Below are 19,875 nucleotides of genomic sequence, written 5' to 3'. Positions count from 1 at the left end.
TTGCCCGATTGGGGGCGTGCCATGGCGGAGGAGGCAAGATGAACAGGCGATACACGATCCTGCACGCGCTGGCATGCAGTGCCGCAATGCTGGCGGGTGCAATGTCGGCGGGGCCGGCCGTTGCCTATTTTGACCACTACCTGGGCGGCACCATCGTCGGCACGCTTACCCAGGACCAGCTCACGGCGTTGACGGCTGTCTTCCGCAGGACCCTGGAGCAGGGCGCCGACGGCGCCCGCATGACGTTCAGGCTGCCGCCCGACACGCGCGAGCGGCAGGTCGAAGGTTCCTTCACGCCATTGCAGTCCCGGCGCGACCACGGCGACCGCTGCCGGCAACTGCGCAGTGAATTCCGCCGGGCCGGCGAAACCGAAGCCTGGACCGGGTGGTACTGCAAGGAGAAGGACGGCAACTGGAGGTCGCGCAAGCTGCCGAAGTAGCTAGTACCGGTCTTCGACGTACCGATAGGGATAGTCGGGCTCCCGGTATCCGCCCGCCTTCTGCCTGGCAGGCAGCTTGACCGGCTTGCGTTCGATCGCCTGGTACGGGATCTGTGCCAGCAGGTGCGTGATGATGTTCAGGCGCGCCCGGCGCTTGTCATTGGAATTGGCCACATGCCATGGGGCATAGTCGGTATCGGATGCGGCAAACATGGCGTCGCGCGCGCGTGAATAGTCGTACCAGCGGCTGTACGAGCGCAAGTCCATGTCAGTGAGCTTCCAGACCTTGCGGCCGTCCTTGATGCGTCCCTGCAGGCGGCGGGTCTGCTCCTCCGGGCTGACCTCGAGCCAGTACTTGATCAGGATGATGCCGGAATGCACGATGGCGCGTTCGACCAGCGGGACGGCGCGCAGAAACTCGTCGGCCTGCGCTTCGGTGCAGAATCCCATCACGCGTTCGACGCCGGCGCGGTTGTACCAGCTCCGGTCGAAGATGACGATCTCTCCCGCGGCGGGCAGGTGCGGCAGGTAGCGCTGCACGTACATCTGGCTCTTTTCGCGGTCGGTCGGCGCGGGCAGGGCGACCACGCGGAAAATGCGCGGGCTGACGCGTTCCGTGATGGCCTTGATAGCGCCGCCCTTGCCGGCACCGTCGCGCCCTTCGAACACCACGCAGACCTTGCTGCCGCTGGCCTGCACCCATTGCTGCAGCTTGACCAGCTCGACATGAAGGGTGAAGAGCGCCTTCTGGTATTCCTTCTCCGACATGCGCTCGCGCTGCTGCTGGTCCGGCTTTTCGTCGAGGCTGTCAGCCGGGCCTGGTTCGCGCGGCGGCTCCGCCTGGCTCCCGTTGCCGCCGTGGCGCTTCCCTTTTCGCTTGGCCATGATCTTCCTCCACTGACGTACCGGTGCCTTGAGGGTCCGGTCATGCACCTTCAAACCTGGGGGTACCGCTTGCATGCGCGCTGGCGGCTCGTTTCTACGATAGGAACAAAATCGGGGGAAATCCTCATGCCGATCCGTTTTCCTGTCGCAACCCTTGCCGGGCGGCGACCGGAATTCGGTTGAATTTCAATGTCTTCCGTACTACCTTCGTAGCGCGTATGGAGCAATATCCGCTCTGTATGCCGGCTGGCAATGGCGCGCGGCAGGAGAACATCCTCCAGCCCGGCGCGCTGCCCCAGTACGCCTCGGATGGCTCCGTCACCGGCTGCGAGGAGGGAACATGGCCTTTCTGGTCAGGCGGCTGCTCAGGTCCGGCTGCGCATGGCTGTTTGTCGCGCTGGTGGCGGGAGCGGGCGGCGCCGCTGCCCAAGACTTACAGAACCCGCCACCCACCTTCAAGCCCGAGGAGCTTGAGGCGCTGGTCGCGCCGATCGCGCTCTATCCCGATTCCGTGTTGTCGCAGGTGCTGATGGCCTCCACCTATCCGCTGGAGATCGTGCACGCGGCGCGCTGGGTCAAGGCCAATCCCAAGGTCAAGGGCGACGCCGCGGTCAAGGCCGTGGCCGACCAGCCCTGGGATGTCAGCGTGAAGTCGCTGGTGGCCTTCCCGCAGGTGCTTGAGCCGATGAACGACAAGCTCGACTGGACGCAGAAGCTGGGCGATGCCTTCCTGGCCCAGGAGAAAGACGTGCTGGCCGCGGTCCAGCGGCTGCGCAACAAGGCCCAGCAATCCGGCAACCTCAAGACCACCGAACAGCAGAAGGTCATTGTCGAGCCCGCGACCACGGCGGCGCCAGGCGTGCAGACCGTGGTGCGCATCGAACCGGCCGACCCGCAGGTCATCTACGTCCCGGCCTACAACCCCACCGTGGTCTACGGCTCCTGGGGTTATCCGTCCTACCCGCCGTACTACTGGCCGCCTTATCCCGCCTACTACCCGGGCGCCGCGCTGGCCACGGGCTTTGCCTGGGGCATCGGGCTGGCCGCCGCCGGGGCGATCTTCGGCAACTGCAACTGGGGCGGCGGCGACGTGAACATCAATGTCAACCGGGCCACCAATATCGACCGCAACTTTGACCGCACCAAGGTACAGGCGGGCGGGCGCTGGCAGCATGACGCCAGTCACCGCCAGGGCGTGGCCTACCGCGACAACGCCACCCGCGAGAAATTCTCGCGCGATGTGCCAGGCGGGGACCGGCGCAATGAGTTCCGCGGTCGCGAGGGCGGTGCCGGCGTGTCCGACCGCGCGGTGCGCGACCGGGCAGGCGGGCAGGAGCGGCCGGGTGCCGGGGATCGGGCCGGAGACCGGGCGGGTGATCGGGCGGGAGACCGGGTCGGTGATCGCGCTGGCGAACGGGGTGGTGATCGGGCCGGGGTCTCTGACCGGGCCGGAGTTTCCGATCGAGGCGGCGTATCTGACCGGGCCGGTGCATCGGACCGCGCGGGGACCGCCGACCGGTCGCGGGGCGCCGGTGAACGGGCCACCACCGTAGCCGACCGCGGCGGCGGTGGCGGGCGGGACAACGCCTTCCAGGGCGTGGGCGGCGGCGCGGCGTCGCAGCGCGACTTTGATCGCGGACGCTCCAGCATGCAGTCGGCCGGAGGCCGCGCAGGCGGCGGCTTCAGCGGCGGCGGGGGCCGTGGTGGCGGCGGCTTCGGCGGCGGGGGCCGTGGCGGTGGCGGACGCGGTGGCAGGCGCTAGCGGACCAGGGAGCCTCGATCATGACGTCACCACTAAGCCTTGCCCGATCCCTGCCTGGCCGCCTGGCCTGCGCGCTGGCGCTTGCGCTCGCGCTGACCGTTGCCGGCATGCACGCCGCGCACGCGCAGAAGCCCTTCAAAACCCCCGAGGCCGCCATGAACGCCTTTGGCGAGGCGGTCGCCACCAGCGACGACGATGCCATGAAGGTGCTGCTGGGCGCCAGGTTCCACGACCTGATCCCGCCAGTCGGCGCCGACATCCGATACCGCTTTCTCGAGGCCTGGCGGATCTCGCATGCGGTCAAGCCAGAGGGCGACAGCCATGCCCGCATCGCCGTAGGCAATGACGGCTGGACCCTGCCAGTGCCGCTGGTGAAGACATCGAAGGGCTGGCAGTTCGATACGCGTGCCGGGGTCGACGAGATGCGCATACGCCGCATCGGCCGCAATGAACTCGCGGTGATCCAGGCCATGCTCGCGGTCTATGACGCCCAGCGCGAATACGCCCGGACCGACCATGACGGCGACGGCCTGCTGGCCTACGCGGGCAAGCTTGCGAGTACGCCGGGCAAGCAGGACGGGCTGTACTGGCCGACATCGGATGGCGCACCGCCCAGCCCGCTCGGGGCCGCGTTCCTCACGGCCGGCCAGCGCAATCCCGGGCAGGGCGGCTACTACGGCTATCACTACAAGCTGCTGACCGCGCAGGGCCCCAACGCACCCGGCGGCGCGTACAACTATGTCGTCAATGGCAAGCTGTTCGGCGGCTTCGCCGTGCTGGCCTGGCCGGTGCGGTATGGCGATACCGGCGTGAAGAGCTTCATGGTCAGCCACGATGGCCAGGTCTATGAGCGCGACCTGGGGCCCGACAGCGCCGGCAAGGCCGCGGCGACCAAGACCTTCGATCCCGGCCCTGGCTGGAGCAAGGTGACGCCATGAAGCATGGGCTCGGGCTCCTGGCGGGCGTCGCCGTGTTCGCCGCAATGCCGGTGCTGACGGCATGCTATCCCTACCCTTACCCTGCCGAGGTGGTCCCGACCACCTACCCGGGGCTGCAGCCCAGCCGTTACGACCGCGCCTTTGCCGCGGCCGCCGGCGCCATGCGCGACCAGGGCGTGGCGATCAGCACCGAGGATGCCGTGGCCGGCACGGTGGAAGGAACCCGCAACAACCTGCCGGTGAGGGCCAGCGTGCGCCGCCAGGCCGACGGCACGGTGCGGGTGCAGTTCGACGGCACCGACCCGTCGGATCCGCGTCTGCTGGAGCGCATCTCGCGCAGCTACGACGCGCGCATGGGCCGCTGAGGCGCGCTGCGCCGCCGTTGCCGCCTACCAGTCAAGGCTGCGCGCGCGGAATGACCGGCGCCCCCGGCGCCGGACTGGCCGGGCGCTGCGGATACACCGACGTGCCGAAGGTGTTGCCCATGCGATGGCTGGTGGCCGCCTCGTTATAAAGGCCGAGCTGGTTCGAGGGCCGCTGCGCGATCGCCTCGGCCGCCAGTCCGCTGTCAGGCCGTGCCGGCCTGCCTGCGTTGGCAGGTTGCAGCTTCTGCGTCAGGCACGGGAACGAAGGCGCGCGCTCGCCGTTGACCTCGACCTCGACGCAGGGCGCGGGTCCCGCAGCGGCGGCGGGTACCATGTCGACCAGTCCAAGCGCCGCAACGGCGCATAGCGTCAGCCAGGTCCGCATCCGATACCTCCTTCGTTGGCCGCCAGGCAGGACGCCGGCGAAGCCGCTGCAGTATAGCCAGCAGGCTGCGCTCGCGGGGACCATCCTCGCGCAGGGATTTGCCGTTGACTCTGTCCCCACGCCTCCCTCCTTCGTCCTCGATGAATCTTTTGTGACAAACGACAGGCGGCGCCAGTGCCGTCCGTCTAGGCACCGTGCGCAATGCTGACATGAGGGCACGCCATCATGTCCTGCGATCGGATGCGCGCCTGCCGTGCCCTTGGTCAGGGCGTTGCGGCAGGGGCGCGGCGGCAATCGATTCGAACAAGAAGCTTGAGTCAATCCAATGCATGACCCCGCGTGGGCCGCGTGCGCGTGGTCGGTGCCGAGTACAACTCGCCGCGGGAGGTGCGCGAGCAGGTGCCGGCGCTGGCGGAAGGCGTGGTGCCTGATTTCACGCAGGCGCAGACAGAGCTGACTGCGTTGAACCGTAGTGCCAAGCGCCAGGTGGTGGCGCTGGTGTGGCAGGGCGCGATGCCGGGCACCATGGTCGTCGACCTGAAGGTCGACGACAGCAGTCCGTGGCGCGCCAGCGTTGGCCTGAACAACGACTACAGCGCCGATACGAAGGAGCTGCGCGCCTTCGCCTCGCTGGGCCACGACAACCTCTGGCAGCTGGGCCATAGCGCCTCAGTGAGCTTCTTCGGCACGCCACAGGATTTGAACCAGACCCAGGTGTGGTCCGGCTCCTATGTGGCGCCGATCCGCGGCAGCAACTGGAGCGTGGAGGCGTCGGGCTATCTTTCCGACAGCAACGTGGCCACGGTGAACGGCACCAGCGTGCTGGGCAAGGGCCACGCCGTCGGCCTGCGCGGCACCTATACCGTGCCGGACACCGGGGCATGGTGGCATACGCTGAGCCTGGGCGTGGACTTCAAGGACAACGAAGAGGTCACGCGCCTGGGCAATGCCGGCGACACCGTGCCGCTCAAGTACGCGCCGATCACGCTTGCCTAGCGGGCTTCACCCAGACCGAGTGCGGCCAGCTGGGCGTCATCTGCGCCCCGGAGTCGAGATCGTCAGCGCCACGCCGGACGGCGACCTGCACCTTGACGGCGATATCGACCTGTCGGGTTTCCGCTACGCCACCTTCGCCGCGACTGCCTCCCCCTGGCCGTCCGCCGCTTCGCGCTGGAGCGCTGAAGCGCGCTGCACCAGCTTGCTCAGGCTGGGGTTCATCGGCTTGAGTTCCATGCGCTCGGCCGCCAGCGCGCAGGCCAGGTTGGCGCGTTGGCCTCGCAACGCCGCCTCGATCAGCGTCAGGTTGATGAGATCGCGCTGGGCATGGCTGCCGCCGAACCGATGCGCGATCTGGCGCACCGGCAGCAGCAGCTCGATGGCGTGGTCGTAGTCTTGCCGCGAGAAGGAGAGCAGGGCCTCGGTCACCGGCAGGCCGACCTCGCGGGTGATCATCGCGTTGGAGCCACTGCCACCTGCCGCAGCGCGCATGCCGGCAAGCAGGCCGGCCAGGGCGCTGTCGCGCCCGGCGCAGAGATAGGACATGGCGGCATGGGTATCGTTGAAGGCGTAGTAGCCTTCGGCGCCGCGTGCCTGCCAGGTGTCGGCGACTTCGTTCCAGCGCTCGCCCACGTCGATGCCGCGCAGGTGCAGGCGCCACAGCATGGCGCAGGCATCGATCAGCTCCAGCGCCACCGCGGAGTGGTTCTCGCGGATATGCGCGTCGTAGATGTCCAGCACCTGCCTGGTATGGCCGAGTTCGAGATGGAACAGCGCCAGGTGCCACCAGTTGTGCACGGCCATCATATTGTCCTGCGACCAGTCGGCGGCGCGCCCGCTCAGCCAGTCGATGCCTTCATCCTGGCGGCCCTGCATTTCCATCACGTGGGCGACCGCATGAATGGCCCAGGGATCGCGCGGGTTCAGTTCCAGGGCGAAGCGGCCGCGTTCCTCCGCTTGCTCGTACAAGTTCGTTTCCTCCAGGCCGAACGCATGCATGCCCAGGACGTAGCCGAAGCCGGGTACGCGCGTAGTCCAGTGGGGCAGCACCTGGGCGATGCGGTCGCGCAGCAGGGTGGACTGCCCGAGCAGGAAATCCCCGATATGGGCGATCTGCAGCGCCAGGCTGTCGCGCGGATAGTCGACCACGATGTCGCCGTACAGCTGGATCGAGCGCGCGAAGTGGCCATCCAGCCAGGCGCGTGCCGCCGCGATATGCCGGCGCTCGCGCTCGTTGGCGCTGGTGGACAGCGCTTCGCCTGCCTCGACGCTCTGCCTGAGCATCGGCTCCACGGTGCCATCGCCAGCCGTGATCATCATCCCCGCGCGCATGGCATGGCCCATCACGAAGCCCGGATCGTCGGCCAGGGCATGGTCGATCACCGTAAGCGGGTCGCCATAGTAGCCATGCAGCAATTCCAGGGCGGCTTCGAAGCGCTCCAGCGAGTTGGTGTTGGTGCTCGAGACCGAAACACCGCGCGAGTCAGTATGTGTCATGACGCAATCCTTCCAGTGTGACCGAGGCAGCCCTTGCCTCGATGGCAGCCCCTGTTCGTCCGCTATGTCGGAGCCACGCGGCCCGGGGTTGTCGTCATACTAGGGAGCCGCCGTGAACGGGCCCGGCAATCCAGCGTGAAAGAAGCGTGAAAATTGCGGCAGGCCAAGGAAGTACCGGCTTCATCTCTTTGCGCTGGCGAGGCGCGCGTTGGCCCGTGCCGTCGCCTATAAATGATGGGTTTTCCGGTTTCCCTATCATGGCCCGTGCCCGTCTTGACCTGTTCGGCGGCTTCCAGCTGAGTTCTGCAGACGGAACGCCGATTTCGCTTTCTGCCCGCAAGGCGCGCGCCGTGCTGGCCTATCTCGCGCTGGCGCAAGGGCGCGCCCAGCCGCGCGACAAGCTGGCCGCACTGTGCTGGGCCGAAAGCAATACCGAGCAGGCGCGCAGCAGCCTGCGCCAGGCACTCAGCGCGGCGCGGCGCGCACTGGAAGAAGCTGGCCAGCACGTGGTGCTGGCAGAAGGCGACAGCGTGACGCTAGGCGAGATCGGGGTCGACGTGTGCGAGTTCGAGCAGTGTGCCCGGGAAGCCACGCCCGCGTCGCTGGAGCGCGCCGCGGCGCTGTACCGGGGTGACTTGCTGGAGGGCTTTCATGCCGCCGCGCCGGCGTTCGACCACTGGCTGGCGATCGAACGCGAGCGTCTGCGCGGCGTGGCGTTGGCGGTCATGGCCAGGTTGCTGGCGCACCACGAGCAGGCTGGCGAGACGGAGCGGGCCATCGCCACTGCCACCCGGCTCCTTGCCCTCGATCCGTTGCAGGAAGACGTGCACCGGACGCTGATCCGGCTGTATGAGCGCCAGGGCCGGCAGGCGCTGGCGCTCAAGCAATACCGCTTGTGCCGGGCGGCACTGCAACGCGAACTCGGGGTATCGCCTGAGCCCGAGACCGAGGCGCTGTACCAGGCAATGCTGCGGGCCCGCCGCGAGCCGGTGGCTGGCATGGCTGCGGCCGGTGACGACGGTGCCGCGGTGCCACCTGCTTGCGCCGTGATGGCTGCCGAGCCGCAACTGCGCCACGCAGTGGTCCTGGTAGCCAGCCTGGACGATAGCAGCGCTGGCCTGGAGCCCGAGCCATTGCACGATGCCCTTGCGCGCTGGCGCCAGCATGCCAGGGCATTGGCCAGCGCCTGCGGCGGCCATATCACCGATGAAATCGGCACCCGGCTGACCATCGTGTTTGGCGTTCCGGTGGCGCATGGGAACGACGCCGAGCGCGCCCTGCATACCGCCGGGGCGCTGCATGCCGGTCTGGCGCGGCTGGCGGAATCCGCCAACGCCAGGCTGCTGGCGCGCGTAGGCCTGGCCAGCGGCCAGGTGCTGGCCGCCTGCCGCGAAAGCGGCATGACGCTGACCGGCGGGCCGGTTAGCGTGGCCTTGCAGGCGATGGAGCGCGCCGAGCCTGGCGCAACCATGGTGTCGAATCGGGTCTACCAGGCGCTGCCCGGACGCCTGGAAGCGGACTGCGTGGCGCACGCCGTGCTCCCCGGCGTGGCCGAACCGATTCCGCTCTGGCGCGTGCGGCGCTTTCTCGGGGTGGAACAGGCGCCGGCGCAGCACGCGTTCGTCGGGCGGCAAGCGGAGCTGGCCCAGCTCGCCGGCGTTGCCGACAGCTGCCTGCGTTCCGGCCATGGCCGGGTCGTGCTGATCCGCGGCGAGGCCGGCATCGGCAAAAGCCGGCTCGCCGACCGCTTCGTCGCGCTGGCGCGCGAGCATGGCCTGGAGGCACACCGGGCGCTGGTGCTCGACTTCGGTGCCGGCAGCGGCGGCGATCCGTTGCGCATGCTCGCGCGCAATCTGCTGGGCGTCGCGCCTCGCACGGGCGCGGATGGCGCCGCCGCCGAAGTAGCGACAGGCGCGGCCATCGAGCAAGCGCTCGCGGCCTGGCAACTCGGCGAGGATGAGCTTGGGTTCGCCCGCGACATGTTCGAGCAGCCCCAGTCCCAGGAGCAGGCCGCTGCACTGGCCGCGATGGACGCCGCCAGCCGGCAACGCGGCGCACAGCGATTGATGGTGACGCTGGCCACCCGCCGCAGCGTGGTGCGCACGCAGTTGATCGTGGTCGAAGACGTCCACTGGGCCGAGCGCACGGTGCTCGATTGCCTGGCGCAGCTGGCCGCGGCAACCCGCAGCCATGCGCTGATCCTGGTGCTGACCGTACGGCCCGAGCATGACCCGCTCGATGCGGCCTGGCGGGCGACCAGCCAGGGAGCATCGCTGACCACCATCGACCTCGGGCCGCTCGACGATGCCGAGGCGCACGAACTGGCAGCCTGCCATCGCCAGGTCGATCCTGCAGTGGCCGCTACCTGCATTCGCCGGGCTGAGGGCAATCCGCTGTTTCTCGACCAGTTGCTGCGCGGCGCGGAGGCGGGTGCGGACGAGTTGCCCGGCACGCTGCAGAGCATTGTGCTGGCGCGGATGGACCGGTTCTCTACCGCCGACCGCCAGGCGCTGCAGGCCGCTGCCGTACTGGGCCAGCGCTTTGGCCCGGCCGCGCTGCGGCATTTGCTCGAGGACCCCGCGTACGCTTGCGAGCGCCTGGTGCAGGAGGCCATGGCCCGGCCGGAAGGCGAAGACTATTTGTTCATGCACGCGCTGATCCATGAGGCGGTGTACGCCTCGCTGCTCAAGTCGCGGCGACAGAATCTGCACCGGCGCGCGGCTGCCTGGTACGAAGGCCGGAATCCGGCGCTGGCGGCCGAGCACCTGGATGCCGCAGGCGATCCCGGCGCGCCCGAGGCCTATGCCGCCGCGGCGCGCCATGAGGCGGCGCACTTCCGCGGCGAGCGCGCATTGCGCCTGGTCGAGCGTGCGCAGCGCCTGGATAGCGGCGACGCCTGCAGGCACACGCTTGCCTGCCTGCACGGCGAGCTGGCACTTGACCTGGGCCTGCCGACGCAATCGCTGCAGGCGTTCCGGCAAGCGCAGTTGCTGGCGAGCGATGCGGCACAGCGGGCCCGGGTGTGGCTTGGCACGGCGGCCGCCTTGCGCCTGCTCGACCGCTATGACGAAGCCCTGGCGGCGCTGCGCGAGGCGGAGCAGGCCGCCGCCGCGCTGGGCCAGCCCGAGCGGCTGGCCGAGATCGAATCGCTGCGCGGCAATCTCTATTTCCCGAAGGGCGACATGGAAGAGTGCCTCGCCGCCCACCAGCGCGCCCTCAGCCATGCGAGGGCGGCCGGATCGGTGCTGGGCGAGGCGCGTGCGCTGGGCGGCCTCGGTGATGCGTACTACCAGCAAGGCCGCATGCTGACCGCGCATGCGCATTTTGTCCGCTGCGTCGAGCTGGCGCGGGCGCACGGCTTCATCCGCATCGAATGTGCCAACCTGCCGATGGTGGGCGCGGTGGAACTGTTCCGCAACGAACTTGCGGCCGCGCAGGCCAGCTGCGAGGAAGGGCTGCGCCTGGCGCGGCGGATCAGCGATGCGCGCAGCGAGATGCTGGCCTACGACGTGATGGCGTCGACCGCACAGCTCGCCGGCGACTGGCCGGGTGCCGAAGCGCACGCGCGGCTGGCACTGGCGCTGACGCGCCGGCTTGGGGCCCGGCGCTTCGAGGCGGAAGTGCTGGCGCGGCTTGGCCTCGCCATTGGCGCGCTCGGCCAGGTGGAGGAGGCGGAGTCCGTGCTCGACGAGGCGCTGCAACTGAGCCACGCCAGCGGCGTGCGGTATTCAGGGCCAACCGTGCTGGCGTTCCTGGCGCGCACTACGCGCGATCCGGACAAGCAGCTCGACGCCCTGCGCCAGGGCGAGGCCATTCTGGCCCAGGGCTGCGTGAGCCATTGCCACGTCGATCTGCTCGAAGCTGCGATCGACGTTTCACTGGCGGCGCGCCGGTGGCAGGAAGCCGAACGCTACCTGGCAGCGCTGCAGGATTACATGCAGCATGAGCCGTTTCCGTGGGGAGACTTTCTGATCCGCAGGGGCCGCGCCTTGATATGCGCCGGACGGGAACAGGGGGCCGGGACCACGCCGCCCCTTTTTGCCCGATTACGGCTGCTCAGGGACGAGGCGCATGCGGCAGGTCTGAATGAGTCCCTGGGTGCCATCGATGCTGCACTGGAGAGGCTGGCAGCGACATCGCGTATCGAGTCGGACGCATCAGGCCGGTCCTGATCGAAATTCCTGCGCTCGCAGATAACGCCTGTAGCAGCAGGCATCATGAGCGGATTCATGCCATGCGTGGTATGCAGATTCACTGAGGGCTCACCGTCACCCCCGCGCAGCGTTCAAGCAGTGCCTCGCCGCTGGTCACGGGCGCGCTACAGGCGCGATGGCGGCACACGTAGGCTGCCGGCCGGCCGTCCACCGGGAGCCGCCCCTGGCCGACGGGAACGTCTTCGGCGAATGCCAGCACGCGTGCCGGAAGATAGGTGCGGTGAACGCTTTCCACCAAGGCGGCGGCCGCCGCCTTGTCGCCGGCAAGAATGATCCCGAACGCGCCGCGCTGCGCGAAGTCCGCGGCGGCCAGGAAGTGCACGAAGCCGGCCGGGGCCGCGCTGGCGGCAGCCCGGTAGCGCTGGAATTCGTGCTCGGCGAGGTCACGATAGCGATCCTCGCCGCTGAGTTCATGCAAGCGCAGGAAGGAGAACACGCTGGCTGAAATGCCGGACGGCCAGGCGCCGTCGTGCGGCGCGCGAGGCCTGTGTATCAATGGCTCGCCATCATTGGGCGTGAAATACAGCCCGTCGTCCCAGAAGTTATCGATGATGAGCGCCACGAGTTCGGCTGCGCGATCAAGGTATCGCCTGTCGAAGCAGGATTCGTAGAGGTCGATCAGCGCGTTAGCCAGGAAGGCATAGTCTTCCAGGAACCCTGGCACCTTGACTGTGCCGTCCTTCCAGTACCGATACACACCGCCGTCCGGCATGGTGAGCTTGTCCTGGATAAAGCTGGCGGCACGCCTTGCGGCGGCGAGGTGTGCGGGGTTGCCCGTTGCCTGGTAAGCGGCGCAGAGTCCCTGGATCATGAGACCGTTCCACCCGGCGAGAATGTTGTCGTCGCGCCCGGGGCGCACGCGCTGGGCGCGCGCAGCCAACAGCCGCTCGCGCCAGCCTTCCAGCCGTGCCTCCTCCAGGGGAGTCAGCGTGACGGCACGCTGGAGCACCGATCTGCCGGGTTCAAAGTTCCCGCCTTCGGTCACGCCGTAGGCGCGACACGCCAGGGCTCCCTCGGATTCGCCCAGGACTGCCTTCACCTCGGGCGCTGTCCAGACATAAAAGCGGCCTTCCTCGCCTTCGCTGTCGGCATCTTCGCCGGCATAGAAGCCGCCGTCGGGGTGCGTCATGTCCCGCACAATGTACGCGATCGTTCCCTCGAATACGCGGCGCCAGGCTTGCTTTCCCGTCAGGCGATAGGCGTTGGCGTAGAGCGTGACGAGCTGGCCGTTGTCGTAAAGCATCTTTTCGAAGTGGGGCACGGCCCAGCGTTCGTCGACACTGTAGCGGGCGAAGCCACCGCCGAGCTGGTCATGGATGCCGCCGGCCGCCATGCCGTCGAGCGTGCGCTCCAGCGCATCAAGCAGCGCGGGTTCATGCGTGCGCTGACAGATGCGCAGCACGAGGTCGTACGCGCTTGCGTTGGGAAACTTGGGCGCTCCGCCCAGGCCGCCATGGGTCGGGTCCGTATTGCGCGCGAGGGCGAGGGCTGTCTGCGCGGGCAGATCCTGGACTTCCGCGGCTTCTTCCGCGTCTTCACGGCTCAGGACCGTATCGTCCAGTTGCCGGAACCCCTGCTGAAACTGCTCGATGGTGTCGCGCAGTGCCTCGCGGCGATGCGTCCAGGCTTCGCTCAGGCTCAGCAGCACGCGCGCGAGCCCGGGGCGGCCATAGCGGTCATCGGGCGGAAAGTAGGTGCCGCCGTAGAATGGCTCTCCTTGCGGCGTCAGGAATACCGTCAGCGGCCAGCCGCCGCCCTGTCCCATCATCTGGGGGACTTTCTGGTAGATGTCGTCGAGATCGGGACGCTCCTGCCGGTCGACCTTGATGCTGATGAACCGATCGTTCATCAGGCCGGCGATCCGGGGATTCTCGAACGATTCGTGCGCCATGACGTGGCACCAATGGCAGGTGGCGTAGCCGACGGAAAGCAGGACCGGCTTGTCATCGTCGCGCGCGCGGCGAAACGCCTCTTCGCACCAGGGATACCAGTCGACAGGATTCTCCGCGTGTTGCCGGAGGTAAGGCGAGGTTTCTGTGGCGAGCCGGTTTGTCATCATGGTCTCCAGCCTGGGCCCGGTGGGACCACTGTGGCGCAGAACAGGGCGCCCGGCAAGCGCGTGGCGGGTTTCCGGCATCAGGCCACCCCAACCCCTTGTGACCAGCACTGGTGCCGCCAGGTAAAGCCATCGCGCGGTGGCATGGTGCCGGCGGGTGCTCCACCGCCACGATAGGCGAAGGTGTACAGCACCAGCGCCGTGCGCCGCGAAGAATACCGGTCGCGCAGTGGCATGGCCTCTCTTGCAGGCCACCAGCGCGGTGCGAGCAGCGCGCCGCTGACATAGGCCAGGCCGCAGTGACCCCAGCCGGCGGCAGACAGCTGCCACAGCCAGCGGTAGCCGGCGTCGGGAGGGCGTGAGCGGGCGCGCATGCGACTCCTTGTTTCAGTTCGGATCAGGTACGGCTCTGATCCGATCCGTCCACTTTTGCATTACCCGAATCGCTCAATGGCGGCGCGCGAGGCGAGTGGTCAACGTCGCCCCGTATGCCGCCAATAAAAAGAGCACCTTCCACAGGTGCTCAGCGCTTCAATCTGGGTGCATCCGAACCGGGTCAGCAACTTATGATCCGGTCCGGACCTGCAGGCATATGTGGCCTGCACGATCACGCTTCATCTGGCAGATCATCCAGGAAGCATGATCGTTTGGCTGGCCTACCTTCGCTTTACTAAAGCGTGTCTCAGCCAGCACTTTAAGTATAGGGCAGCCGACGATCAGGTCAACCTGAATCTGGCTGTGCGCGAGCCGCCTGATCCATCGATCTGCGCTACAGGGCCGCGATGAACTCGTCCCACGGCGTCGCTTGCAGCGTCTCGGTCGCGGCGTGTCCATAGCCCCGGATGATCAACGCCGCCCGCTCGAGCTGCTTCAGGTCGTCCGTCTCGACAATGTCCACGACGTCAAAGCGCCCGAGTGTCAGATAGCTGTCCTTCCAGGTGACGGCAGGGCATTCAGACTTGATTTTCTCGGCCACCGTGGCGGCGAGCTGCTTCATGTCCTTGGGATCCGTGAACGCATCAGGAGCGAGACGGCTGAGGATGACGTATGTAGTCATGGCATACCTCCGTGCAAGAAATTGCCCCGCAAACCGGCACGGCAGTCATGCGGGAACAACCGGCCGCAGGTCTTTCAGTCTATGTCATCGGCGCTCGCCTGCTGCGACGATGGCTTTGATCATCCATGCGCCTGCGAATGCAGTTCCACCACGTCCCGATCGGCTACCGGATGATCGGCGCCCACCTGCTGGCCGCTGAACTTGCCACTCCCCCAGATGCGGGCGAACTTGAACGTACGCGCGAGATCGGGGTGCACCTGCAAGGCGACATCCAGCACGGTGTCGCCGCGGCGCATCGTAAAAGGCCGACGCTGGTCGACAGGTTTCCCGGGTGCCTTGGTGTAGACACGCACGATGCGCAGAGCCCTGAAAAGGAACGGACCGACCTCGGCCAGTCCGCGCCCGTCGATGGCCGAGGTTGCGAGCGCCGGAAAGCTTACACCGAGCAGGTCTTCGAGCACGGCCGCGTCTTCCGGGTTGGCGAGATCGGTCTTGTTGGCCAGCAGCAGCGCAGGGAGGTGAACACTGAACGGGTCAGCCGCCGGTTCCGCCGTCGCCCCAGGGCTGTCGGCCTGACCCGGCCAGCGCTCCGACAGGATGATCTTTGCCTCGGCGAGGCGCCGCAGAATCAACGCCAACTGTTCGGTACAGTCTGGCGCGCTCAGGTCGACCACCAACAGTACGCCGTCTGTCGCCCGCAATATGTCAGTGAGCCCGGGTTGCATGAATTCGACCGATACAGGTGGCAGGTCCACCAGCTGGAAAGCAATGTCGTCGAACGGCAACATGGCGGGGACCGGCACCTGCGTAGGGTGGGGGGAGGCTCCGACCTCGCTGCCCGATCCTGTCAGCCTTGCGTGCAGGCTGGATTTTCCCGCGCCGGGCGGGCCGATCAGACAGAGCTGGGCCGCGCCTTCGGCATGCACCGCATGTGCCGGCCCTCTGTGAGCGGCCTTCCCGTGGCCCGCAGATGCCTGCGTGAGCTCCCTGATGCGCGACTTGATATCGGCCTGCAGATGCTCCGTCCCCTTGTGCTTCGGGATGACACGGAGCATCTCCTTCAGGCATTCGAGCTGCTCGCGCGGCTGGCGTGCCAGCCGATAGGCTTGTTCGGCCTGCTTGTACTCTGGAGTGAGGTTTGCTGGCATGGGCTGTCGCCAGAGCTTCAGCGTCCGGAAGCCGAAAGAGCGATCCAATCGCCAAAGGGCAGTTTCATTTTAGTCTGCCGTCCGTGCTGCTAATGGCAAGCGGGGCCGGCAGTGGCGGCTCCGTACCCGGTCTCCAGCCCGACCATCCGCTCAGCGCGCAAGGCAGCCCGCCGGCCCCGCATGGTGTTGACCCCGCACAGCAGGCCCAGCCCGACCACGAAGTAGCTGCCGGTGACCAGCAGCGCCTGCCGGTGATCGCCGCCCGTCAGCCAGCTTGCCATGCCATAGGTCAGCGGCCCGGCGATCGAGGCCAGCTTGACCGCCAGGCCCCACAGACCGAAGAACTCGGCCGCGCGCGAGGGCGGGGCCAGCAGCCCCACCATGGCCCGTCCCGCGGACTGGGCGGCGCCCAGGCACAGGCCGGCCACGTTGGCGGCAAGCCAGAACAGCGGCGCTTCGCGCGCGGCGTGCGCCAGCAGGATGGTCAGGATCCAGCCCAGCAGCGTCAGGGCAATGGCGCGCACGTGGCCGATGCGGTCCTGCACAGGGCCGAACAGGAAGGCGCCGGCCGCCGCCGTCAGGTTGACCACCAGCACCAGGGTCAGGGTCTGCTGCATGGTGAAGCCCATGGCCTGGTTGGCGTAGATGGCGGTCAGCGTGATCACTGCCTGGATGCCGGCCTGGTAGAACAGGGTGCACAGCAGGAAGCGGCGCAGGTCCCTGAACTGGCGCAGCTGGCCCAGGCGTTGCCATACCCTGGCCCAGGCCTGTTCGCCAGCCGGCGCGGACGCAGCGATCCGTGGCGCGCCGCGGTCGCGCAGCAGCAGGAAGGTCGGCAGGCTCGCCAGGGCAAAGATGGCCGCCGTGATCAGCATGGTGACGGGAACGAACTGGCTGGCGACGTGGCCGCGTGCGCTGGCCCAGTTGACATAGAGCAGGCATGCGCCCAGCGTGGCCAGGCCACCGATATAGCCAAGGCTCCAGCCCCAGCCCGATACCCTGCCCAGGGCCCGGGTGGTGGAAAGCGACGGCAGGAAGGCTGCGATCAGGTTTTCGCCGCTGCCGAAAAAGAAGTTGGACAGGACCACGCACAGGATGGCCAGGCCAAGGGTGCCGGGCTGCGCAAAATAGAGCAGGGCGGTGAACACCACGCAACCCGCCGTCGTCACCGCAAGCAGTGGCTTCTTGGCTGCGCGCAGGTCGGCGTAGGCACCGACCAGCGGCGCGCTTAGCACCACCAGCGCATAGGAGAGCGAAAGCGCCGCGGTCCACGCCAGCGTGGCCCAGGACGCATTGCCGGCCACCACGGCGACGAAGTAGGCATTGAACAGCGCGGTGATGACCACGGTGGTGTAGCCAGAGTTGGCAAAGTCGTACATGGCCCATGCCCACACTTCGCGCGGCCGTACGTCGACGCCCAGGGCAGAGGGCTCGCTGGGCTCGCGAGCGTGGCCACCAGGTTGGGGCACGGTCATGTTCCTTCCTCCACGATGCGGCGCCGCTTCAGCCGAAGCAAGACGCCATAGACGGCCAGCGCCGCGAACACGTGCTTGAGTGTGTGCCCGCTGACCAGCCCCGTGAGCGCGGCGATCTGGTGATCCAGCACATCGCAAGCCAGGGCCAGCACATAGCAGCCGGTGATGGCCAGCACATCCCGGTCGCCAGTGTAGCGCGGCGCATAGAGGCAGAGCAGCAGCGGCACCACCAGCATGGCCGATGCCTGAACCAGCAGATAAGGGCGCAGGTCGCCGATGCCGCGGGCCTCGCTCCATGCCCAGTAGGCGACGCTGGCCGGCCCTGCGATCAGCAGCAGCGGCAGCAGCCGCAAGCCGGCCTTCAGGCTGACCCGCTCGCACAGGTTGGCGCCCAGCCAGGACATCAGCGCGAACGCCAGCGGGGCCCTGTCCCACACCAGCCGCTGGTTGTCCGGCGCAAGGTGGTAATAGGCGGAGCCCAGGCCAACCAGGAAGACGGCGAGGAAAAGCAGCCGGAAAGGCCAGGCCTCAGCCGGCGCGATAAAGGCACGGCTGGCAGCCGTGGTGCCCAGATAGCGCAGGCCTGCCGCGCCCGCGAGCAGGAACAGCAGATTGGAGCCGATGTCGAGGCAGTGGGGCGTGCCGAAGCAGACGTAAGGGTCGGCATAACGATGGTATTGCGGCGGCTGCGCGATGCGCGGCAGCAGCCAGGCCGCGGTGGCCATGGCCGCCACCAGCAGCCAGACTGCGGCGACCCTGGCGGCAGGGCGGGCTTGTCGGCAGGCGCGCATGATGGCCTCCTTGCGCTTGTGGGCGGCCCCGTGACAGCCGCGTACTACCAAGTTTCGACAATTGTCTGTGGCTTTGCCAATTCCTTGGCCGTGACGTCGCATTGTTTCGGCATTGGAACACTGTGTTTGCTTCGGGCAGGCTTCCGCAAATCTGAAGGGCTGCTATCTTCGAGCGCCGTGATCAAAACAAAGTGGCAGCGCCGCGATACACGTCGACGCTGCCCGAAACCCACGGATGTCAGTGAAGATAGCAACCCCATCAAGCCGGCTGGCGCACCTTGCTGCCGCCGTTCCGTTTGCGGCCTGCCTGTGCGCGCTTCCGGCCGCCGCCGACGCGGCAACCTTCTCGATGCAGGGCGGCTATGGCCGCGACAACCGCCACGGCGTTGAAAAATACGAAGTGGCCGCGCGCTGGGACGATATCGTGCAGTGGCAGCTGTCAAGCCGCCTTGCGCTGTCCCTGGACGGCGAGGTCAATCTCGCAAACTGGCGGGCGCTGTCGTCCCGGCCGTCGAGCCAGCTGACGGAGTTCGGCGTGTCACCGATCTTCCGCCTCAGCTATGCGGGCGAGTACGCGACGCCGTTTGTTGAAGCCTCCGTGGGTTTGCGCGTGCTCAGCCATACCGAGATCGCCGACGGCCATCGCATGGGCTCGGCGTTCCAGTTCTCTGACATGGTCGGCGTGGGCATTGCCTTCGGCAAGGCGCAGCGGCTTGCCATCGGCTACCGCTTCCAGCACCTGTCCAATGCCGGCATCAGGCAGCCCAATCCCGGCACCAACTTCAGCATGGGCTACGTGCGCTACCGCTTCTGACGGACGGCGGCCGGGCATCGTTCCAGCCACAGGACACTGCATTGCAATCCCACGGTCTACCGCGCGCCGGCTGCAGCTCCTATCATTGCTCCATGGATCATTGCCTGCCGCTATCGGTCGGCATACTCGGAGATCAGACATGAAGCGCATTCTGGGCGTCTACAGCGCACCGCGTCAGCACTGGGTCGGAGATGGCTTTCCGGTGCGCTCGATGTTTTCGTACATGAGCCACGGCAAGCAACTGAGCCCGTTTCTGCTTTTGGACTATGCCGGGCCGGCCGACTTCACGCCGACGCAGCGCCCGCGCGGGGTTGGCCAGCATCCGCACCGCGGTTTCGAGACCGTGACCATCGTCTACAAGGGCGAGGTCGCGCATCGCGACTCGACCGGGCAGGGCGGCGTGATCGGCCCCGGCGACGTGCAGTGGATGACGGCGGGCGCCGGCATCCTGCATGAGGAATTCCACTCGCCGGCCTTTACGCAAAGCGGCGGCGCGCTGGAAATGGTGCAGCTGTGGGTCAACCTGCCGGCGCGCGACAAGATGACCACGCCCGGCTACCAGGCCATCGTCGACCGCGATATCCCGGTGGTGCCGATGCCCGATGGCGCCGGCACGGTGCGCGTGATCGCCGGCGAGTACGCGGGCAAGGCCGGCCCGGCGCGCACCTTCACGCCGATGCATGTGTGGGATATGCGCCTGAACCAGGGTGCCAGCGCGCGGCTGGCGCTGCCGGAGGGCTGGCATACCGCGCTGGTGGTGCTGCGCGGCAAGATCACCGTCAACGCGGAGGCGACGGTGCGGGATGCCGAGATGGTGGTGCTGGACGGTGCCGGCGAGGATGTGAACATCGAAGCCAGCACCGACGCGGTGGTGCTGCTGCTCAGCGGCGAGCCGATCGACGAGCCGATCGTCGGCCATGGCCCGTTCGTGATGAACACTGAAGAGCAGATTGCCGATGCCTTCCGCGACTTCAGCAGCGGTCATTTCGGCAGCATCGCGGCGGGCGGCCGGTAGGCGCCTGCTGCAGCAACGGGGGCTCGCCAACGCGAGC

At 67.6% G+C, this 19,875-nt stretch carries 17 protein-coding genes; 8 read left to right on the top strand and 9 right to left on the bottom strand.

The annotated features are described in order from the left end of the window. Positions 1 to 38 precede the first annotated feature (38 nt). On the top strand, positions 39 to 440 hold the full coding sequence (locus tag I6H87_RS00655; RefSeq protein WP_010808929.1) for a hypothetical protein: 402 nt from the start codon (positions 39 to 41) through the stop codon (positions 438 to 440). Here the strand turns inward: I6H87_RS00655 and ppk2 are convergent, their stop codons facing one another. Beyond that, positions 441 to 1,325 (bottom strand): polyphosphate kinase 2, encoded by an 885-nt coding sequence (gene ppk2, locus I6H87_RS00650; protein ID WP_010808928.1) that lies wholly within the window; start codon positions 1,323 to 1,325, stop codon positions 441 to 443. A gap of 340 nt (positions 1,326 to 1,665) precedes the next feature. Between ppk2 and I6H87_RS00645 the strand changes: the two genes are divergently transcribed. The 3 genes from I6H87_RS00645 to I6H87_RS00635 are packed head-to-tail and all read left to right on the top strand — an operon-like array spanning position 1,666 to position 4,390. After that, positions 1,666 to 3,087, top strand: a complete 1,422-nt coding sequence (locus I6H87_RS00645; protein ID WP_011614974.1) for a DUF3300 domain-containing protein — start codon at positions 1,666 to 1,668, stop codon at positions 3,085 to 3,087. Between the two features lie 20 nt (positions 3,088 to 3,107). Beyond that, a complete protein-coding gene (locus tag I6H87_RS00640) occupies positions 3,108 to 4,025 on the top strand; it encodes a DUF2950 domain-containing protein (RefSeq protein WP_010808926.1) in 918 nt (305 codons plus the stop codon). Further along, positions 4,022 to 4,390 (top strand): hypothetical protein, encoded by a 369-nt coding sequence (locus I6H87_RS00635; protein WP_011614975.1) that lies wholly within the window; start codon positions 4,022 to 4,024, stop codon positions 4,388 to 4,390. The genes I6H87_RS00640 and I6H87_RS00635 overlap by 4 nt, the downstream gene beginning before the upstream one ends. 31 nt (positions 4,391 to 4,421) lie before the next feature. On the opposite strand, the gene I6H87_RS00630 is transcribed toward I6H87_RS00635, so the two are convergent. Then, positions 4,422 to 4,775 carry a hypothetical protein gene (locus I6H87_RS00630; RefSeq protein ID WP_010808924.1) on the bottom strand — a complete coding sequence of 118 codons (354 nt, stop codon included), beginning with the start codon at positions 4,773 to 4,775 and terminating at the stop codon, positions 4,422 to 4,424. Between the two features lie 339 nt (positions 4,776 to 5,114). On the opposite strand from I6H87_RS00630, the gene I6H87_RS00625 reads away from it, so the two are divergent. Continuing rightward, complete coding sequence (locus tag I6H87_RS00625) at positions 5,115 to 5,771, top strand: ShlB/FhaC/HecB family hemolysin secretion/activation protein (RefSeq protein ID WP_011614977.1); 657 nt, start codon at positions 5,115 to 5,117, stop codon at positions 5,769 to 5,771. A gap of 123 nt (positions 5,772 to 5,894) precedes the next feature. On the opposite strand, the gene I6H87_RS00620 is transcribed toward I6H87_RS00625, so the two are convergent. Beyond that, on the bottom strand, positions 5,895 to 7,268 hold the full coding sequence (locus I6H87_RS00620; protein ID WP_011614978.1) for a tetratricopeptide repeat protein: 1,374 nt from the start codon (positions 7,266 to 7,268) through the stop codon (positions 5,895 to 5,897). A gap of 257 nt (positions 7,269 to 7,525) precedes the next feature. On the opposite strand from I6H87_RS00620, the gene I6H87_RS00615 reads away from it, so the two are divergent. Beyond that, a complete protein-coding gene (locus I6H87_RS00615) occupies positions 7,526 to 11,440 on the top strand; it encodes an ATP-binding protein (RefSeq protein WP_011614979.1) in 3,915 nt (1,304 codons plus the stop codon). A gap of 79 nt (positions 11,441 to 11,519) precedes the next feature. On the opposite strand, the gene I6H87_RS00610 is transcribed toward I6H87_RS00615, so the two are convergent. The 6 genes from I6H87_RS00610 to I6H87_RS00585 all read right to left on the bottom strand — a co-directional run bounded on the left by I6H87_RS00610 (position 11,520) and on the right by I6H87_RS00585 (position 18,009). Continuing rightward, on the bottom strand, positions 11,520 to 13,538 hold the full coding sequence (locus I6H87_RS00610) for a thioredoxin domain-containing protein (protein WP_041687253.1): 2,019 nt from the start codon (positions 13,536 to 13,538) through the stop codon (positions 11,520 to 11,522). 80 nt (positions 13,539 to 13,618) lie between these two features. Further along, positions 13,619 to 13,912 (bottom strand): hypothetical protein, encoded by a 294-nt coding sequence (locus I6H87_RS00605; RefSeq protein WP_010808919.1) that lies wholly within the window; start codon positions 13,910 to 13,912, stop codon positions 13,619 to 13,621. Between the two features lie 395 nt (positions 13,913 to 14,307). After that, the gene (locus tag I6H87_RS00600; RefSeq protein WP_010808918.1) at positions 14,308 to 14,595 is read right to left on the bottom strand and encodes a GYD domain-containing protein; all 288 of its coding nucleotides are present in this window, start codon (positions 14,593 to 14,595) and stop codon (positions 14,308 to 14,310) included. Positions 14,596 to 14,714: 119 nt separating this feature from the next. Continuing rightward, positions 14,715 to 15,743 (bottom strand): TGS domain-containing protein, encoded by a 1,029-nt coding sequence (locus tag I6H87_RS00595; RefSeq protein ID WP_011614981.1) that lies wholly within the window; start codon positions 15,741 to 15,743, stop codon positions 14,715 to 14,717. An 89-nt stretch (positions 15,744 to 15,832) separates the two neighbouring features. Next, positions 15,833 to 17,218, bottom strand: a complete 1,386-nt coding sequence (locus I6H87_RS00590; protein WP_011614982.1) for an MFS transporter — start codon at positions 17,216 to 17,218, stop codon at positions 15,833 to 15,835. Next, positions 17,215 to 18,009, bottom strand: a complete 795-nt coding sequence (locus I6H87_RS00585; protein WP_011614983.1) for a hypothetical protein — start codon at positions 18,007 to 18,009, stop codon at positions 17,215 to 17,217. The genes I6H87_RS00590 and I6H87_RS00585 overlap by 4 nt, the downstream gene beginning before the upstream one ends. A gap of 235 nt (positions 18,010 to 18,244) precedes the next feature. Between I6H87_RS00585 and I6H87_RS00580 the strand changes: the two genes are divergently transcribed. Beyond that, complete coding sequence (locus tag I6H87_RS00580) at positions 18,245 to 18,823, top strand: acyloxyacyl hydrolase (protein WP_010808914.1); 579 nt, start codon at positions 18,245 to 18,247, stop codon at positions 18,821 to 18,823. Positions 18,824 to 18,962: 139 nt separating this feature from the next. Further along, on the top strand, positions 18,963 to 19,838 hold the full coding sequence (locus I6H87_RS00575; protein WP_010808913.1) for a pirin family protein: 876 nt from the start codon (positions 18,963 to 18,965) through the stop codon (positions 19,836 to 19,838). Positions 19,839 to 19,875: the final 37 nt, after the last annotated feature.

It is taken from the genome of Cupriavidus necator (genome assembly GCF_016127575.1).
Classification (GTDB): Bacteria; Pseudomonadota; Gammaproteobacteria; order Burkholderiales; family Burkholderiaceae; genus Cupriavidus; species Cupriavidus necator_D.
This window is presented reverse-complemented; position numbering and strand designations above follow the sequence as displayed.

Excerpts from the sequence above, each read along its gene's own strand:
- I6H87_RS00655 (WP_010808929.1), top strand. The coding sequence starts at position 39 with ATGAACAGGCGATACACGATCCTGCACGCGCTGGCATGCAGTGCCGCA.
- ppk2 (WP_010808928.1), bottom strand. The coding sequence starts at position 1,325 with ATGGCCAAGCGAAAAGGGAAGCGCCACGGCGGCAACGGGAGCCAGGCG.
- I6H87_RS00645 (WP_011614974.1), top strand. The coding sequence starts at position 1,666 with ATGGCCTTTCTGGTCAGGCGGCTGCTCAGGTCCGGCTGCGCATGGCTG.
- I6H87_RS00640 (WP_010808926.1), top strand. The coding sequence starts at position 3,108 with ATGACGTCACCACTAAGCCTTGCCCGATCCCTGCCTGGCCGCCTGGCC.
- I6H87_RS00635 (WP_011614975.1), top strand. The coding sequence starts at position 4,022 with ATGAAGCATGGGCTCGGGCTCCTGGCGGGCGTCGCCGTGTTCGCCGCA.
- I6H87_RS00630 (WP_010808924.1), bottom strand. The coding sequence starts at position 4,775 with ATGCGGACCTGGCTGACGCTATGCGCCGTTGCGGCGCTTGGACTGGTC.
- I6H87_RS00620 (WP_011614978.1), bottom strand. The coding sequence starts at position 7,268 with ATGACACATACTGACTCGCGCGGTGTTTCGGTCTCGAGCACCAACACC.
- I6H87_RS00615 (WP_011614979.1), top strand. The coding sequence starts at position 7,526 with ATGGCCCGTGCCCGTCTTGACCTGTTCGGCGGCTTCCAGCTGAGTTCT.
- I6H87_RS00610 (WP_041687253.1), bottom strand. The coding sequence starts at position 13,538 with ATGACAAACCGGCTCGCCACAGAAACCTCGCCTTACCTCCGGCAACAC.
- I6H87_RS00605 (WP_010808919.1), bottom strand. The coding sequence starts at position 13,912 with ATGCGCGCCCGCTCACGCCCTCCCGACGCCGGCTACCGCTGGCTGTGG.
- I6H87_RS00600 (WP_010808918.1), bottom strand. The coding sequence starts at position 14,595 with ATGACTACATACGTCATCCTCAGCCGTCTCGCTCCTGATGCGTTCACG.
- I6H87_RS00595 (WP_011614981.1), bottom strand. The coding sequence starts at position 15,743 with ATGCCAGCAAACCTCACTCCAGAGTACAAGCAGGCCGAACAAGCCTAT.
- I6H87_RS00590 (WP_011614982.1), bottom strand. The coding sequence starts at position 17,218 with ATGACCGTGCCCCAACCTGGTGGCCACGCTCGCGAGCCCAGCGAGCCC.
- I6H87_RS00585 (WP_011614983.1), bottom strand. The coding sequence starts at position 18,009 with ATGCGCGCCTGCCGACAAGCCCGCCCTGCCGCCAGGGTCGCCGCAGTC.
- I6H87_RS00580 (WP_010808914.1), top strand. The coding sequence starts at position 18,245 with ATGTCAGTGAAGATAGCAACCCCATCAAGCCGGCTGGCGCACCTTGCT.
- I6H87_RS00575 (WP_010808913.1), top strand. The coding sequence starts at position 18,963 with ATGAAGCGCATTCTGGGCGTCTACAGCGCACCGCGTCAGCACTGGGTC.